This window comes from Arthrobacter sp. R4 (assembly GCF_051365025.1).
Lineage (GTDB): Bacteria > Actinomycetota > Actinomycetes > Actinomycetales > Micrococcaceae > Arthrobacter.
On record NZ_JBLWIJ010000015.1, the window covers coordinates 192256 to 207684 of the forward strand.

Below are 15429 nucleotides of genomic sequence, written 5' to 3' on the forward strand. Positions count from 1 at the left end.
GCCAGTATCCTGAGGGGGCCGTGCTTTTCGTGGGCGCGTGTCAGTTGTCCAGTCCGTCCAGTTCTCCCGTGAGGTAATGCTGGACGTTCGGAGCCAGCAGCCGAACCACATCCTCAGGTGAGGCAGAGGCAAGCGGCTCCAACTTGACCACGTAGCGGACCAGCATGAGGCCCACCATCTGCGTGGCTACCAGGTTGCCTCGCAATGCCACTTCCTCGGGTGGGCCGGGAATGCCGGCCATGATGCGGCTGATGATCGTCCGGGTCACCACCTCCCGCAGCAACAACGTCTTGGACTTGGAGCCAATGGTGCCCCGGATGAACGCCACCAGGCTGTGCTGGGCCGGGCTCTCCCACAGCCGCAGTACCGCCCGCACAATTGCTTCCGCCCGATGCCCGGGGTCGTGCTGGTCCACGCCCTCCAGGACCTGTGCCGGGTCGGCCGGGAGTGCCACGCTCAGCGCGAAGAGCTCATCCTTTCCCTTGAAGAAATGATGGATCATAGCGGGGTCAACCCCGGCCTCCCGTGCCACCTGCCGAAGGCTTGTACCCTCGAAGCCATGCTCGGCGAAGAGACGGCGGGCCGTGGCCAGGATGTGTTCCCGGGACTCGCTTGTTCCTTCACGCCGTCCCCTCCTGCCCGATCCTGGCTTTCGGACCTCCTGCATGCCGCTCATGCAGTCTGCCGCCGGAGCGTGAGGGACGCCAGTACCAGGACCCCCAGGACGATGGCCAGCATGGTGGTGGCATCCGACCACAGTTGGCCCGTGGCCTCGGTGTTTGCAGCGATCTCCTGCAGGGCATCAACCGAAAACGTGAGGGGCAGGACGTTCGAGATGGATTCGAGGACCTCGTTCATCCGGTCACGGGCAACGAACAATCCGCACAGCAGAATCTGGGGCACCACCACAACCGGCATGAACTGGACGGCCTGGAATTCGGTCCGGGCGAACGCCGAGCAGAGCAGTCCCAGGGCCACACCAAGTACGGCGTTGATCACCGCAATCATGACCACCAGGCCGGGACTGCCCTTGATATCCAGGTCGAAGATCCAGTAGGCGACGGCTGTGGCAACCAATGACTGCAGGGCGGCCATGATGGAAAACGCGAGCCCGTAACCGAACAGCAGATCGGCCTTGTGGATGGGTGTGGTCAGGAGCCGCTCCAGCGTCCCGGACGTGCGTTCCCGCAGCATGGTGATGGAGGTGACCAGGAACATCACCACAAACGGGAAAATGGCCAGCATCATCAGGCCCACCCGGTCGAACGTCCTGGACATCCCCGGTGGGAGCGTCTCGTTCTCGAAAAGGAAATACACCGCCGTCAGCAGCAGTGCCGGGACCACCAGGATCAGGGCGACGCTGCGGTGGTCATGCCGCAATTGGTCCAGGACCCTTCGGGTTGTGGCCAGCATCATCAACAGGTTCACGACCGCACCGTCCTTTCCGGGGTTGTGCTGCTTTCCGGGGAGGCTGTGCCGTGGTGGGTGACTGCGACTTCGGTTGCCGCCGTTCCTTCCGCTTCCCGGATCATATGCAGGAACGCCCTCTCGAGGTCCGTGCTGTGACCGCGCCTGCTGAGTTCGGCCGGCGTCAGCTGGGCCAGGAGCCTGCCTTCGCGCAGCAGCAGCAGGGAACCGCAGTGGCTTGCCTCCTCCATCACATGGCTGGAGACCAGGAGCGTGGTCCCCGCCTCCGCCATGGACCGGAAGCGGTCCCAGAGATCGGCCCGAAGAACAGGGTCAAGGCCCACTGTAGGCTCGTCGAGGACCAGCAGGCGGGGACGCGCAACCAGGGCGCACGCCAGCGAAACCCGGCTGAGCTGGCCCCCGGAGAGGTCGGCTGTTTTTTGCCGTGACTGCTGTTCAAGTCCGACGGCGGCAATTGCCTCGGCGGCATCGCGGCGCCCTTTCCGGTGCATAGCTCCGAAATAGCGGACATTGGCTTCCACGGTCAGGTCCGGGTAGACGCTGGGGGACTGGGTTACGTAGCCCACCCGGTGCCGTAGTGACGGATGGCCGGCCGGAAGGCCCAGTACCGTCACGGATCCCGAGCTCAGCCGCTGTACTCCGACGATAGCCCTCATCAGGGTGGTCTTTCCGCTCCCTGACGGGCCCAGCAGGCCGGTGATCCTTCCGGCCGGGATGGCAAATTCCAGGCCCTGGAGGACGGGAATCTTTCCCCGGACCACGTGCAGGGACCTGGTGGCCACCGCGACGTCATCTCCGGGTCTGCCCGGGGCCGCTGCTGCTGAGTGGGACACGACTGCCTCCGGGTGATGGTGCCTGTACGCTGCGAAACGCTATGAATTCACCACTTGATGAATTAAAAATAGACCCCCATTGGAGGGGCGTCAACAACTTCGAATGGAAAAAACCCTTGTCAAGGTGTCAGCGATCACATAAGTTCGATCTAGCTGCGCTGGAGTGTGGGTGGGCGGTCTCACCAGTCCTCACCAGTACCAAGCGTCAACGCCGTGGAGCCACGCCCGGATGCAATGACCAGCCGTTTACGGCCAGGGGCTTTGCATCGCCGGGCGTGGCTCTATCGCGTCCCGGCCGATCACCTGAGTGGCCCGCAAGGGGTCCTGCCGCAGGGGAAGGGCAGGCTTTGCCGGTAGATTAGTACCCAGACGAATTGCCCGGCCCTGCATCCAGCAGCCATTCCCCAGAAACGGATACCGCCCCGTGGTCACAAGACTGTCCCAGCTTTTCCTGCGCACCCTGCGTGAAGATCCCGTCGACGCCGAGGTGGCCAGCCACCGGCTTCTGGTCCGGGCCGGCTACATCCGGCGCGCGGCGCCCGGCATCTACACCTGGCTGCCGCTCGGGCTCAGTGTGCTGCGCAAGGTCGAAGCCGTCATCCGCGAGGAAATGGCGTCGATCGGGGCCCAGGAAGTTCACTTTCCGGCGCTGCTGCCGCGGGAACCCTACGAGGCCACCAACCGCTGGACCGAATACGGTGAGGGCCTGTTCCGGCTCCAGGACCGCAAGGGCGCGGATTACCTGCTGGCACCCACGCACGAGGAAATGTTCACGCTCCTGGTCAAGGACCTGTACTCCTCGTACAAGGACCTTCCCCTGAGCCTCTACCAGATCCAGAACAAGTACCGCGACGAGGCGCGCCCCCGCGCGGGCCTGCTGCGCGGACGCGAGTTCATCATGAAGGACTCCTACTCCTTCGACGTGGACGACGCCGGCCTGGACGCGAGCTACATGGCCCACCGTGGCGCCTACCTCAGGATCTTCGAGCGCCTGGGCCTGGAGGTTGTTCCGGTTGCGGCCACCGCGGGCGCCATGGGCGGGTCCAAGAGCGAGGAATTCCTGCACCCCACCGAGATCGGCGAGGACACGTTTGTGCGCTCCGCCGGCGGTTACGCGGCAAACGTGGAGGCAGTCACCACCGTGGTCCCTGAGGACATTGATTTCACGGATGCCCCGGCCGCGGAAGTTCTGGACACCCCGAACACCCCCACGATCGACACGCTGGTTGCCGCCTCCAACGTGCTTGCTCCCCGCAGCGAGGCCGACGGCGGCCCCTGGACGGCCGCCGACACCCTCAAGAACGTTGTCCTGGCAGTCACCCTGCCCACCGGAGAACGCCAGCTTGTGGTCATCGGCCTGCCGGGTGACCGCGGCGTTGACCTGAAGCGCGTGGAAGCCAACATTGGTTCGTTCCTGCCCATCGCAGGCGAGATCGGACTGGAAGCAGCCAACGACGACGACCTCAAGAAGCAGCCCCTCATCGTCAAGGGCTACCTGGGCCCCGGCCTGACCCTGGACGAACCCCTGCTGGGCAGCGAAAGCTCCACCAACCTCCTGTACCTGGTTGATCCCCGCGTTGTCAGCGGCACCGCCTGGATCACTGGAGCCAATGAGGCCGGCAAGCACGTGTACGGCCTCGTCGCCGGACGCGACTTCGGCTGGGACGGCGTCATCGAATGCACCGACGTCCGTGAAGGCGATCCTGCCCCGGACGGCTCCGGCCCGCTGGAGATTGCCCGCGGCATCGAGATGGGCCATATTTTCCAGCTTGGCCGCAAGTATGCCGAAGCCCTTGAACTGAAGGTCCTGGACCAGAACGGCAAGCAGGTAGTGGTCACCATGGGTTCCTACGGCGTGGGCGTCACCCGCGCCGTCGCCGCGCTTGCTGAGTCCAACCATGACGACAAGGGCCTGACCTGGCCCCGCGCCGTCGCCCCCGCGGATGTCCACGTGGTGGCTGTGGGCAAGGGCGAAGAGATCTTCGCCGCAGCCGAAAAACTGGCCCTGGATCTTGAGGCCGCAGGCCTGGACGTCATCTATGACGACCGGCCCAAGGTGTCCCCGGGCGTCAAGTTCGGCGATGCCGAACTTGTAGGCGTCCCCACGATCCTGGCTGTTGGCCGCGGCCTGGTGGACGGCGTTGTGGAGATCAAGGACCGCCGCAGCGGCGAAGCGGAGAACGTTGCAGTGGACAAGGCGGTTGACTACGTGGTCACTGCCGTCCGCAACAGCTGACCCGCAGCGTTGATCTCGGGTTTCGAATCGATCCAGCTCACCACCCTCATTTTGATTGTGGTGGCTGGATTCGCTGCCGGCTGGGTGGATGCAGTGGTGGGCGGCGGGGGACTGATCCAGCTTCCGGCGCTGCTCCTGGTGCCTGGCATTACCCCCGTCCAGGCGCTGGCCACCAACAAGATGGGCTCGATTTTCGGGACCACAACCAGCGCTGTCACCTACTACGGGCGGGTCAAACCGGACCTGAAGACCGCACTGCCGATGGCGGTGATCGCCCTCGCCGGAAGTTTCGGCGGGGCGGTCCTGGCGGCCACCCTTCCGGCGAGCGTGTTCAAGCCCATCATCGTGGTAGCACTTGTCGCCGTCGCGCTTTTTACTGCCCTCAAGCCCAACGTCGGGGACATCACGGTGCTGCGCCACGACGGACACACGCATTACGTGGTGGCGTGCCTGATTGGGGCGGTGATCGGCTTCTACGATGGCCTCATCGGGCCGGGCACCGGCTCGTTCCTGGTCATCGCCCTGGTCTCAGCCATGGGGTACGCCTTCCTGGAAGCCAGTGCCAAGGCGAAGATCGTCAATATGGCCACCAATGCCGGCGCGCTGCTGTTCTTCCTGCCCCACGGCTCCCTGCTGTGGGGCGTCGGGCTGCTGTTGGGCGCAGCCAACATGGCGGGTGGATACCTCGGCGCCCGCACCGCGGTCAGCCAGGGGAGCCGCTTCGTCCGGATCGTCTTCCTGGTGGTGGTAGGTGCCTTGATCATCAAACTCGGCTACGACGTCTGGCAGGAGAACTTCGCGGAGGCGTAGCATGCTCCTATGTCAGCAGGCGCGGGGCAATATTCCGAGGCACTTGAGGCTGCCGCACGCCACGCCCAGGAGTGGCTGGCAAGCCTGCCGGACCGGCACGTTGGTCCGGGGGTGGCCGCCCACGATCTCGTGGACGTCTTCGCCGGACCCTTGCCACAACAGGGCATGCCCGCGGCAGAAGTGGTGGACTACCTCGCGCTCAAGGCGGAGCCGGGCCTGATGGCCATGCCGTCCGGGCGGTTTTTTGGTTGGGTGATCGGCGGGACGCTGCCTGCTGCACTGGCTGCCGACTGGCTTGTCAGCGCCTGGGACCAGAACTCCGGCCTGCGTTACGCCACCCCGGCGATCGCGGCCATTGAAGAAGCCGCCGGCCACTGGCTGCTGCAGCTGTTGCACCTGCCCGGGGACGCCGACGTCGGCTTTGCCACCGGGGCCACCATGGCAAACTTCACCGGGTTGGCCGCCGCGAGGTGGCGCCTTATGGCGGACGCCGGCTGGGACCTGGACGCCGACGGCCTGGCGGGCGGACCCCGGATCAGGTGCTTCGTGGGACAGGAGCGTCACGAGACTATTGACCTGGGCCTGCGCTACCTCGGGCTGGGGCGCCCCGCTGAGGTCCCCGCGGACGCCCAAGGCAGGCTGATCCCCGGGGAACTGGACCGCATGCTGGCCGAAGGTTCCGGACCAGCCCTGGTGTGCCTCCAGGCCGGAAACCTCCACTCGGGCTCCTTCGATCCGTTTGAGGACGCCATCCGCGTTGCCCGGCAGCATGGTGCCTGGGTGCATGTCGATGGTGCCTTCGGGCTGTGGGCCGCGGCGGTACCGGAACTTGGTGACCTCACCAACGGTATGGAACTCGCCGATTCCTGGGGGACGGACGCACACAAGACCCTGAACGTACCGTATGACTGTGGCATCGCCGTCGTACGGGATTCCAACGCCCTGCGCAGCGCGATGGGGCTGCAGCACACGAGTTACCTGATCCACGACGCCGAAGGTCCGGGTGACCCGTTCGAAAAGGCCCCGGAGCTGTCGCGCCGGGGCCGCGGAGTACCGGTCTGGGCGGCCCTCCGCTCTCTGGGCAGCGACGGCGTGGCCGCGCAGGTCAGGGGCCTGGTGGAGGCGGCTTCCGGGATTGCAGCGGCATTGGCCGCCGTGGACGGCATCGAGGTGCTCAACGATGTTGAGTACACCCAGGTGTCGCTCGCCTTCGGCGATGACGCCACCACGAGGGCGGTCACGGCCCGGGTGATCGAGGACGGCAAGGTCTGGATGTCCGGATCGCGGTGGCAGGGCAGGGACGTCCTGCGCGTGTCAGTGAGCAATTGGAGCACGGACGCGGACGACGTCGGCACCGCGGTTGATGCGGTCACTTCGGCCTTTGCGGCGGTCCGGGCGGCCAAGGCCTGATATCGCCCTACCCCCAAGAGCCACGGTTTTTGTCAAGATCGGGGGACGTGGCCACCGTTTATCCCGCTGCCTCTGGACAAAAACTTCCAGCCTGTCCCGGTTCCGGCAGGGAATGCGCGGGCGGCAGCACGTCCAGGGTCCGGCCGGCCAGGGTGCTGGCCACCCAAAGCGAGCGTGCCAGGTCCCCTTCGTGGTGCGGGCGGCCGGCGTAGGAGAGGGCGTTCTCCACTTCGCGGGCAACACCCCACTGGCGTGCCACTTCACTGTCCAGGCCAGCTGCCTCGCTGAAGTCACAGCAGCGTTCCCGCAGCCCCGCCTGCGGGTCGCTGCGGGGGAGGTCCTGGATCCGGTTCCAGAGCAACGGTGCCACCGCAAATTCCGGTTCGCCGATCATGGGCTGCGGGTCGATGGCCGCGAAGCCTGGTCTGTCCTGCCATGTGGGACGGGCCAGGATGTTCAGGAAGTGGAAGTCGGTGTGCACCAGCACGTCGTGTCCGGAGCGGCGCCCCACGGCACCGCGGGTCTGGCAGACTTCCAGTGCGGCTTCCAGCAGCCACCGGGGGAACGGCCGGCCCTGCTGCTCCCAGTCGGCGGGCAGGTCGTCGCTCCACTGCTCGGCACGCCCGGCGATGTGGTCGAACTCCAGCCATTGTGGCCGGTGGTCAGGCTCCAGGCTCAGCTGGCGGAGCAGGCCGCCCCACACGGATACGGCGTCATCCATCGGGACATCCTGCAGCGAGGTGTCCGCGTCCAGCCGTTCCAGCAGCATGGAGCACGTTCCGGCGTCGGATTCCAGCAACCGTACGGCGCCGTGCCCCGCCCACAGCTCCAGGGCGTGCCGTTCGACGCGGGCTTCATCATGCGGAAAGGCAACCTTGAGGGCGGCCGGTGTTCCGTCGTTGCGGCGAACCGGGACGACAATTCCGCCGTGTCCGTTCCATGGCACGCCACCGGGAGCCAGATCGATGCCAAGGTCCCAATGCTCCATCCGGCCGCTCAACAGGGCAGGCAGTGCGGCCAGCCAGGCCCGTCCTGCGCTGTTTCTGCTGTATCTTCTGGCGAGGTCTACGGGGATCGGCACCTGAATCTGCTGGCTCATCGATTCCAGCGTAGTTGACCCTGGCTGCAGGGGCGGGGATGCCGACGCGTCCTCATCCGGCCCCTTGCGCCGGGTTGACAGCGTTAGACCATTCCGCTGGCCCCGAGCAGGTTGCCAATGGTGAAAGTTGCCGCCAGGGCCAGTGCTCCGCCCACCACCACCCGGACTGCCGCGCGTGTTTTGGAACCGCCCCCGATCCAGGCTCCCAGCGCGCCGGTCAGGGCAAGTGCCAAAAGCACGGTGCCAAAGGTCAGCGGAACCCGGATGCCCGGCGGCGGCAGGAGGATGGCCAGCATCGGCAGGACCGCGCCGAGCGTGAAGGCCACAGCCGAAGCGAAGGCGGCGTGCCAAGGACTGACGATGTCCTCTTCGTCGATGTTGAGTTCAGCCGAGAGATGCGCTGCAAGGGCATTGTGTTCGGTCAGTTCCACCGCTACCTGGTGGGCTGTTTCGGGGGTGAGGCCCTTGTCCTGGTAAATGGCGGCCAGTTCCGCGAGTTCTTCTTCCGGCTCTTCGGCGAGCTCGCGCCGCTCCTTTTCGATCAGTGCTTTCTGGCTGTCGCTTTGGCTGCTGACGGAGACATACTCACCCAAAGCCATGGACACGGCGCCGCCCACCAAGCCGGCAGCGCCCGCTGCCAGGATAGGTCCGGTGTCCGCGGTTGCACCTGCCACGCCCACCACGATGGCGGCTACGGAGACGATGCCGTCGTTGGCGCCCAGCACTCCGGCGCGCAGCCAGTTCAGGCGCTGGGCCACGTCGTTGTCGTGAGGCTCGGTTTCGAGGTGGCGCTGCAGGTCCTTCTTGTCCGCCGGAAGGCCGGCTGGCTCCTGGGAATCCATAAAATCAGCAAACCACCACTTGGGCCTGCTTGCCAGCATCAGGAACTACGTGGCTGGCTCAGATGTGGTGGGGACGGCGTGCACGGGCATGTCCGGCAAGGGCGGAAGCTGTGACTCGTCCAGTTCCAGGCCGGGAACGGCTCCGGGGTCCCCGCCCCAAACGATGGTCCGCTTCGCGGCGGAGACGAGGGCCGACACCGCCCAGCCACGGGTTGGAGCCGTGCTGAACGCCACAACGTCCCCATAGGCCGGCAGGGTGCCGGACTCAAGGTGTGACAACCCTGCGGCGGGCGCACTCAGGAATGCACTGTCGAGTACGTATCCGGGCGGCGTTGGCGGCACCGCTGCGCAGTGCATGGTGGCGTAGGCCTCAGCCTGCTCGGCGAGGTCCAGGTGTTCCGCCAACAGGGCGGACGCTTGGGCCGCGGCTGCCGGGTCGAGGCGCGTCAGCGCAGCCTGGTAGCCATAGATAGTCTCACGTTCGGAGTCCAGCGCGGCAGTGAGTGCCGCGTCCTCCCCAACACCACCACGATCGTCGTCCCCTTCGCCTGACGGTCCGGAACTGGGGCACTCGGCCGGCGTGCGGGTGGCCTGGCCCGCGGGAGCGTCGGGCTCCTGCCAGCCAGGCAGTTCCTCAGCCGGAATGCCGGCGGAAGCGGCTACGTCCCGGGCCACGAGTAACTGCGCGGCACCGGCGCCGGCGAGGAGGCGGGCCATGCCGCCGTCGGCTTCCAGCGCATCGGTGAGGCGCCTCGCCCCGCTGGCGGACAGGGCTGCCGCGAGCTCGGCAGCGGTAGATGGAACGGCCGACGTCGGACCCCCGGGAGAGGCGGTCTGGCCGGCGGAAGAGTCAGGGGAGGCGGCCTGCCCCGCATCTGACCGGGTGGGGGAGGTGGGGGTGTCACCGGGCAGCAGCAGGGTCCGGGCCTGGATGGTCAGCAAAGTCACAACGCGGTCCAGCACAGCGGTATCGTCGGGCGCACCCGCTCCCGCGCCGGCTTCAGTCAGGTCCCTCCCGGCAGCCCGCAGAGCCAGGGTATCGGCCAGTGCAGCAGCCCGGGCACGCTCGGAAAAAGGCGTTTCCGCAGGTGCAGGGGGCTGATGGGGGATGAGGACCATGCCCAGGCTCATCACGAGCAGGGCTGTGAGCGAAAAAACGGCATACCGGAAATACCGCGTTCGGGCGCTGATTTCGGTGCTGTCGGCTTTCACAACAGACCATGTTGTCACGCCGGACGGCAAACCCGGTGCACCACTGTGCCCGGAAAATCGCTAGGCTAGTAGTCACAACATCATCTATCGGGAGGCGGCCGGCATCGTGAGTAATGCAGAAGCCACGACTTCATCAGACCGTACCGGAACGGGTAGGGCTGACGTTGCGCCTGCCTACAATCCGGAAGCTGCCCGGCTTCGGGCCTTACTTGAACCCTCGGTCCAGGCCAACCGCCTGTACCTTGAGGACGTCTCCATCATCCCCGGCTCGCACCGGGTGGTCCACGTGGTGGTGGACCTGCCGCAGGAGGAGACCGGCGGCGTCAATTTGGACGTCATCGCCGATATCTCCAAAGTCCTGTCCGACGTCCTGGACAACGACCCCGGCGATGACGGCCGTCCCTATGACCTTGAAGTTTCCTCTCCCGGCGTGGGCCGGCCCCTGACGGAAGAGCGCCACTGGCACCGGGCCCGCGGGCGCCTGGTCAAGGTCAACGTCATCCAGGGCGACAACGTCACCGGCAGGGTCAAAGCTGTGGACGAATCCGGCGTGACCCTCGTCCCGGAGATCGCCGTCAAAAAGGGTATGAAGCCCAAGCAGGGCGAACCCGTAAAACTTCCTTTCGACAGGATCCGCAACGGAAAAGTCGAGATCGAATTCAGCCACCTCGACGAGGCCGGTCTGGAACCTGAGCACAATGGACCTTCTGAGGAGGCCTGATGGATATTGACATGAGCGCACTGAGACTTCTGGAGCGTGAGCGTGAAATTCCGCTGGACCTCCTGATTCCCACCATTGAGCAGGCGCTCCTGGTGGCCTACCACAAGTCGCCCGGCGCCTTCGAGAAGGCCCGCGCCGAACTGGACCGCAAGAGCGGACACGTGACCATCTGGGCTGTGGAGATCGACGACGACGGTGCCCCCATCGGCGAGTTCGAGGACACTCCGGCCGGGTTCGGCCGCATTGCGGCAAGCACGGCACGGCAGATCATCCTGCAGCGCCTCCGGGACGTCGAGGACGACGCCGTCCTGGGCGAGTTCAAGGGCCGCGAGGGTGAACTCGTTGCCGGGCTGATCCAGCAGGGCAACAATCCGCACATGATCCAGGTCAACCTGGGCACGGTGGAAGCGCTGCTCCCGCCGCCCGAGCAGGTGCCGGGGGAGAAGTACACCCACGGCAACCGGCTCCGCGCCCTGGTTATCGACGTCCACCGCGGTACTAAGGGCCCGTCCGTCACACTGTCCCGGTCGCACCCGGGCCTTGTCCGGAAGCTCTTCGAACTGGAGGTGCCGGAAATCGCGGACAGGTCCGTGGAGATCGTTGCACTGGCCCGCGAAGCCGGCCACCGCACCAAGATCGCCGTCAAGGCCAACACCCCTGGCATCAACGCCAAGGGTGCGTGCATCGGTGAAATGGGCTCACGCGTGCGGGCGGTCATGACTGAACTGAACGACGAGAAGATCGATATCGTCGATTTCAGCGAGGACCCAGCGACCTTCATTGCCAGCGCCCTGTCCCCGTCGCGTGTGAATTCCGTCACGATCATCGACGAAGCCACCCGTTCAGCCCGGGTTGTCGTCCCGGACTACCAGCTGTCTCTGGCCATTGGCAAAGAGGGCCAAAACGCCCGCCTGGCAGCGAAGCTGACCGGCTGGCGGATCGACATCGTCTCCGACGCCGCGTCGCCGCGCGAAAACTGAACCTCACCAGGTCCGGCAGCCGACGGCGGATACCCTCCGTCGGCACGCCGGTTTCCGGCAGAATGGCCCCGAGGGGCTAGAATAGACAATGACCGCGCCTAACGGCCGGTATTCGTGCGCCCTTGCGTGCCCTCCCTGCAGTTTGCTGTGGCGGGCTGGCATGGGCTGGCAGCTAGTACGTCAGGAAGATGCTCACCGTGGCAGAAGTGCTTCACAGCGAGAATCAACCGCAGCGTACCTGCATCGGATGCCGGAAGAAGGGTCCGCGGTCGGAGCTCCTCCGGCTCGTGGCTGATGCCAGCGGTTCGTCCGCTGTCATAGTCGATGAACGACGCCGGATGGCTGGCCGGGGTGCATGGCTGCACCCCAGCGAATCGTGCATGGCCCTGGCGGTCAAGCGGCGAGCATTCGGACGTGCCCTTAACGGCGCGACCGGGACCGCCGACGTCGAACGCCGGATCAAGGCAGGCGCGGGCGCTGAAGGCCCGCTGCGGTTACCTCCGGTAGCTGCAGCAACAACCGTCCAACCTGAAAGCGGGTCAGAAAACTGATGGAAACCCGATGAGTTCCCAGCGATGAGTGCGCAACGATGACAACTTTGTTGCGCTCTGCAATGGGCCCTGCAGCCGCAGCCGCGGTGAGGGCCCGCAGTAAGAAGTAGACGGTTCGTGCCTGGCTCGGTGCGGACCGAGACAGGAGAAATGTGGCCAAGGTCCGCGTACACGAGCTCGCTAAAGAGCTCGGTATTACTTCCAAAGATGCAGTGACAAAACTGCAGGAACTGGGCGAATTCGTTCGCTCCGCCTCTTCCACCATTGAGGCCCCGGTGGTGCGGAAACTCCGCAACGCCTATCCCGACGCCGCGGCTAAGGCCGCAGCTCCGGCAGCCGCGCCCAAGGCGCCTGCCCCGTCGGCAGAATCACGTCCGGCAGCACCTGCTCCCGGTCCAGCAGCCCCCATAGCTCCGGCGCCTGCCGCTGCAGCGCCCGCAGCCCCGGCTGCGCCCGTTGCCGCTTCGGCAGCTCCGGCTGCACCAGCCCCGACTGCTTCCGCTCCGGCAGCAAGCGCTCCGGCAGCAAGCGCTCCGTCCACCGGAGCCAAGCCGGGCGCCCGTCCCGCCCCCAAGGCAGAGACTCCGGCAGCACCCACCCGCTCAGGCGGAGCTGCACAGGGCGGCTCTGCGCCGCGTCCCGGCGGCCCCCGTCCGGGCAACAACCCGTTCGCCACGTCCCAGGGCATGCCCCGCGGCCGTGGCGATGGTGAGCGCGCTCCGCGTCCGGGTAACAACCCGTTCGCTACCTCCCAGGGCATGCCCCGCGCCGGTGGCCGTACCGACGGCGAACGCCCCGGTGGTCCCCGTCCGGCAGCCGGTGCCGGTGGCCCCCGTCCCGGTGGTCCGCGTCCGGCAGCCGGTGCAGGCGGTCCCCGTCCCGCAGCAGGTGCCGGTGGCCCGCGACCCGGGGCACCGCGTCCCGGTGGTGCTGGTGGAAACCGTCCTACTCCGGGCATGATGCCTAACCGCACTGAGCGTCCCGCACCGGCTGGTGCAGGCCGTCCGGGTGCCGGTGGCCGTGGTCCGGGACGTCCGGGTGGCGCTCCAGGTACCGGTGCTCCCGGTGCCGGTGGCGGCGCTCCGGCCGGCGGCGGCTTTGGCAAGGGTGGCCGCGGACGCGGTGGCACCCAGGGTGCTTTCGGTAAGGGCGGCGCAGGCCGTGGCAAGCAGCGCAAGTCGAAGCGTGCCAAGCGCCAGGAACTTGAGCAGATGAGTGCCCCGTCGCTGGGTGGCGTGAGCGTACCCCGCGGCGATGGCAACACCGTAGTGCGGCTCCGCCGTGGTTCGTCCATCACGGACTTTGCCGACAAGATCGAGGCAAACCCCGCAGCGCTGGTCACCGTTCTCTTCCACCTGGGCGAAATGGCCACGGCCACCCAGTCACTGGATGAGGAAACCTTCGCACTGCTCGGCGAGGAGCTTGGCTACAAGCTCCAGGTTGTGTCGCCGGAGGATGAGGAGCGCGAGCTGCTCTCCACCTTTGACATCGACTTCGAAGCAGAGCTGGAAGCCGAAGGCGACGAAGACCTTGAGGCACGTCCTCCGGTTGTCACCGTCATGGGCCACGTTGACCACGGTAAGACCCGCCTGCTCGACGCCATCCGCAAGTCGGACGTCATGGCCGGCGAACACGGTGGCATCACGCAGCACATCGGTGCTTACCAGGTCACGCACAACCACGAAGGCACCGATCGCAAGATCACGTTCATTGATACTCCGGGCCACGAGGCGTTCACCGCCATGCGTGCCCGTGGTGCCAAGGTCACTGACATCGCCATCCTGGTGGTCGCAGCGGACGACGGCGTAATGCCGCAGACCGTTGAAGCCCTCAACCACGCACAGGCAGCGAATGTGCCGATCGTGGTGGCCGTGAACAAGATCGACAAGGAAGGCGCCAACCCGGACAAGGTCCGCGGCCAGCTGACCGAGTACGGCCTGGTTCCCGAAGAATACGGTGGCGACACCATGTTCGTGGAGGTCTCTGCCCGCCAGAACCTCAACATCGACGAGCTGCTCGAGGCCGTCCTGCTCACCGCAGACGCCGCCCTGGACATGCGCGCCAACCCGAACAAGGACGCACGCGGTATCGCGATCGAAGCCAACCTGGACAAGGGCCGCGGTTCCGTTGCCACCGTCCTGGTGCAGTCCGGTTCACTGCGTGTCGGTGACACTATCGTGGCCGGTACGGCCCACGGCCGCGTCCGCGCCATGTTCGACGACGACGGCAGCGCCCTGACCGAGGCCGGCCCGTCCCGCCCCGTACAGGTCCTGGGTCTGTCCAACGTGCCGCGCGCCGGCGACACCTTCTTCGTGACCGCTGACGAGCGCACCGCACGCCAGATCGCCGAGAAGCGTGAAGCAGCCGACCGCAACGCTGCACTGGCCAAGCGCCGCAAGCGCATCAGCCTGGAAGACTTCGACCAGGCCGTGGCCGACGGCAAGATCGACACCCTCAACCTCATCCTCAAGGGTGACGTGTCCGGTGCCGTGGAAGCCCTGGAAGACGCCCTGCTCAAGATCGACGTCGGCGAAGGCGTGCAGCTGCGCGTCATCCACCGCGGCGTTGGTGCCATCACGCAGAACGACGTCAACCTGGCGACGGTCGACAGCGCCGTCATCATTGGCTTCAACGTCAAGCCTGCCGAGCGTGTTGCCGAACTGGCAGACCGCGAAGGCGTGGACATGCGCTTCTACTCCGTCATCTACTCGGCAATCGATGACATCGAGATGGCCCTCAAGGGCATGCTCAAGCCCGAGTACGAAGAGGTCCAGCTGGGCACCGCCGAGGTCCGCGAAGTGTTCCGTTCCTCCAAGTTCGGCAACATCGCAGGTTCCATCGTTCGCTCGGGCATCATCCGACGCAACACCAAGGCGCGCATCAGCCGCGACGGCAAGATCATCGGTGACAACCTCACCGTTGAGACGCTCAAGCGCTTCAAGGACGACGCCACCGAGGTCCGTACGGACTTCGAGTGTGGTATCGGTCTTGGCTCGTTCAACGACATCACCGAAGGCGACATCATTGAGACCTTCGAGATGCGCGAGAAGCCGCGCGTCTAGTCGTCTGAGCTTTACAGGGTCGGGGTCGTTGGGTTTTCCCGGCGGCCCCGCCCCTTCGCCGGACGGCTGGCGATCTGCGATCGCAAGCCGCCCGGCTCCGACAGGCCCGATGCCACTCCCCGGCCGCCGGAAAAACCCAACGCGGGTCCGTCGTAGGCTCGCGTTAGGCGCGTGGCATCCAAACTAAAACGCGTGACGCAGCTGCCAAGCCGCCGTCGTACGTTCCATATTTTTAGGAGTTGTTC

Annotated in this window: 13 protein-coding genes; 7 read left to right on the forward strand and 6 right to left on the reverse strand. The window is 66.1% G+C overall.

The window, feature by feature from the left end; translation table 11 throughout:
- Nucleotides 1–40 precede the first annotated feature (40 nt).
- From ACLKOZ_RS10970 to ACLKOZ_RS10980, 3 genes are read right to left on the reverse strand one after another with little or no spacing between them, the layout of a single operon-like run.
- Nucleotides 41–676 carry a TetR family transcriptional regulator gene (locus tag ACLKOZ_RS10970; protein WP_436475033.1) on the reverse strand — a complete coding sequence of 212 codons (636 nt, stop codon included), beginning with the start codon at nucleotides 674–676 and terminating at the stop codon, nucleotides 41–43.
- Nucleotides 673–1416, reverse strand: coding sequence for an ABC transporter permease (locus ACLKOZ_RS10975; RefSeq protein ID WP_436475163.1), 744 nt, complete (start codon nucleotides 1414–1416; stop codon nucleotides 673–675). The genes ACLKOZ_RS10970 and ACLKOZ_RS10975 overlap by 4 nt, the downstream gene beginning before the upstream one ends.
- A gap of 8 nt (nucleotides 1417–1424) precedes the next feature.
- A complete protein-coding gene (locus ACLKOZ_RS10980) occupies nucleotides 1425–2261 on the reverse strand; it encodes an ABC transporter ATP-binding protein (protein ID WP_436475035.1) in 837 nt (278 codons plus the stop codon).
- 424 nt (nucleotides 2262–2685) lie between these two features.
- On the opposite strand from ACLKOZ_RS10980, the gene ACLKOZ_RS10985 reads away from it, so the two are divergent.
- The 3 genes from ACLKOZ_RS10985 to ACLKOZ_RS10995 are packed head-to-tail and all read left to right on the forward strand — an operon-like array spanning nucleotide 2686 to nucleotide 6717.
- The gene (locus tag ACLKOZ_RS10985; RefSeq protein ID WP_436475037.1) at nucleotides 2686–4497 is read left to right on the forward strand and encodes a proline--tRNA ligase; all 1812 of its coding nucleotides are present in this window, start codon (nucleotides 2686–2688) and stop codon (nucleotides 4495–4497) included.
- A 9-nt stretch (nucleotides 4498–4506) separates the two neighbouring features.
- On the forward strand, nucleotides 4507–5307 hold the full coding sequence (locus ACLKOZ_RS10990) for a sulfite exporter TauE/SafE family protein (protein WP_436475039.1): 801 nt from the start codon (nucleotides 4507–4509) through the stop codon (nucleotides 5305–5307).
- 9 nt (nucleotides 5308–5316) lie between these two features.
- Nucleotides 5317–6717 (forward strand): pyridoxal phosphate-dependent decarboxylase family protein, encoded by a 1401-nt coding sequence (locus ACLKOZ_RS10995; RefSeq protein ID WP_436475041.1) that lies wholly within the window; start codon nucleotides 5317–5319, stop codon nucleotides 6715–6717.
- Nucleotides 6718–6775: 58 nt separating this feature from the next.
- On the opposite strand, the gene ACLKOZ_RS11000 is transcribed toward ACLKOZ_RS10995, so the two are convergent.
- The 3 genes from ACLKOZ_RS11000 to ACLKOZ_RS11010 all read right to left on the reverse strand — a co-directional run bounded on the left by ACLKOZ_RS11000 (nucleotide 6776) and on the right by ACLKOZ_RS11010 (nucleotide 9870).
- On the reverse strand, nucleotides 6776–7816 hold the full coding sequence (locus tag ACLKOZ_RS11000) for an aminoglycoside phosphotransferase family protein (RefSeq protein ID WP_436475043.1): 1041 nt from the start codon (nucleotides 7814–7816) through the stop codon (nucleotides 6776–6778).
- An 83-nt stretch (nucleotides 7817–7899) separates the two neighbouring features.
- On the reverse strand, nucleotides 7900–8658 hold the full coding sequence (locus ACLKOZ_RS11005) for a VIT1/CCC1 transporter family protein (protein ID WP_436475045.1): 759 nt from the start codon (nucleotides 8656–8658) through the stop codon (nucleotides 7900–7902).
- 45 nt (nucleotides 8659–8703) lie between these two features.
- Nucleotides 8704–9870, reverse strand: a complete 1167-nt coding sequence (locus tag ACLKOZ_RS11010) for a DUF4439 domain-containing protein (RefSeq protein ID WP_436475047.1) — start codon at nucleotides 9868–9870, stop codon at nucleotides 8704–8706.
- Nucleotides 9871–9976: 106 nt separating this feature from the next.
- Here ACLKOZ_RS11010 and rimP point away from each other — a divergent pair, with 106 nt between their 5' ends.
- From rimP to infB, 4 genes are all read left to right on the forward strand, one after another.
- Nucleotides 9977–10591, forward strand: coding sequence for a ribosome maturation factor RimP (gene rimP / locus ACLKOZ_RS11015; RefSeq protein WP_337352246.1), 615 nt, complete (start codon nucleotides 9977–9979; stop codon nucleotides 10589–10591).
- Entirely contained in the window at nucleotides 10591–11571 is a 981-nt protein-coding gene (nusA, locus tag ACLKOZ_RS11020; RefSeq protein ID WP_337347601.1) for a transcription termination factor NusA, read from the forward strand. The genes rimP and nusA overlap by 1 nt, the downstream gene beginning before the upstream one ends.
- 188 nt (nucleotides 11572–11759) lie before the next feature.
- Nucleotides 11760–12122: a YlxR family protein gene (locus ACLKOZ_RS11025; protein ID WP_436475050.1), complete on the forward strand. Its 363-nt coding sequence runs from the start codon at nucleotides 11760–11762 to the stop codon at nucleotides 12120–12122.
- 152 nt (nucleotides 12123–12274) lie between these two features.
- Nucleotides 12275–15184, forward strand: coding sequence for a translation initiation factor IF-2 (gene infB / locus ACLKOZ_RS11030; RefSeq protein WP_436475052.1), 2910 nt, complete (start codon nucleotides 12275–12277; stop codon nucleotides 15182–15184).
- Nucleotides 15185–15429 lie beyond the last annotated feature (245 nt).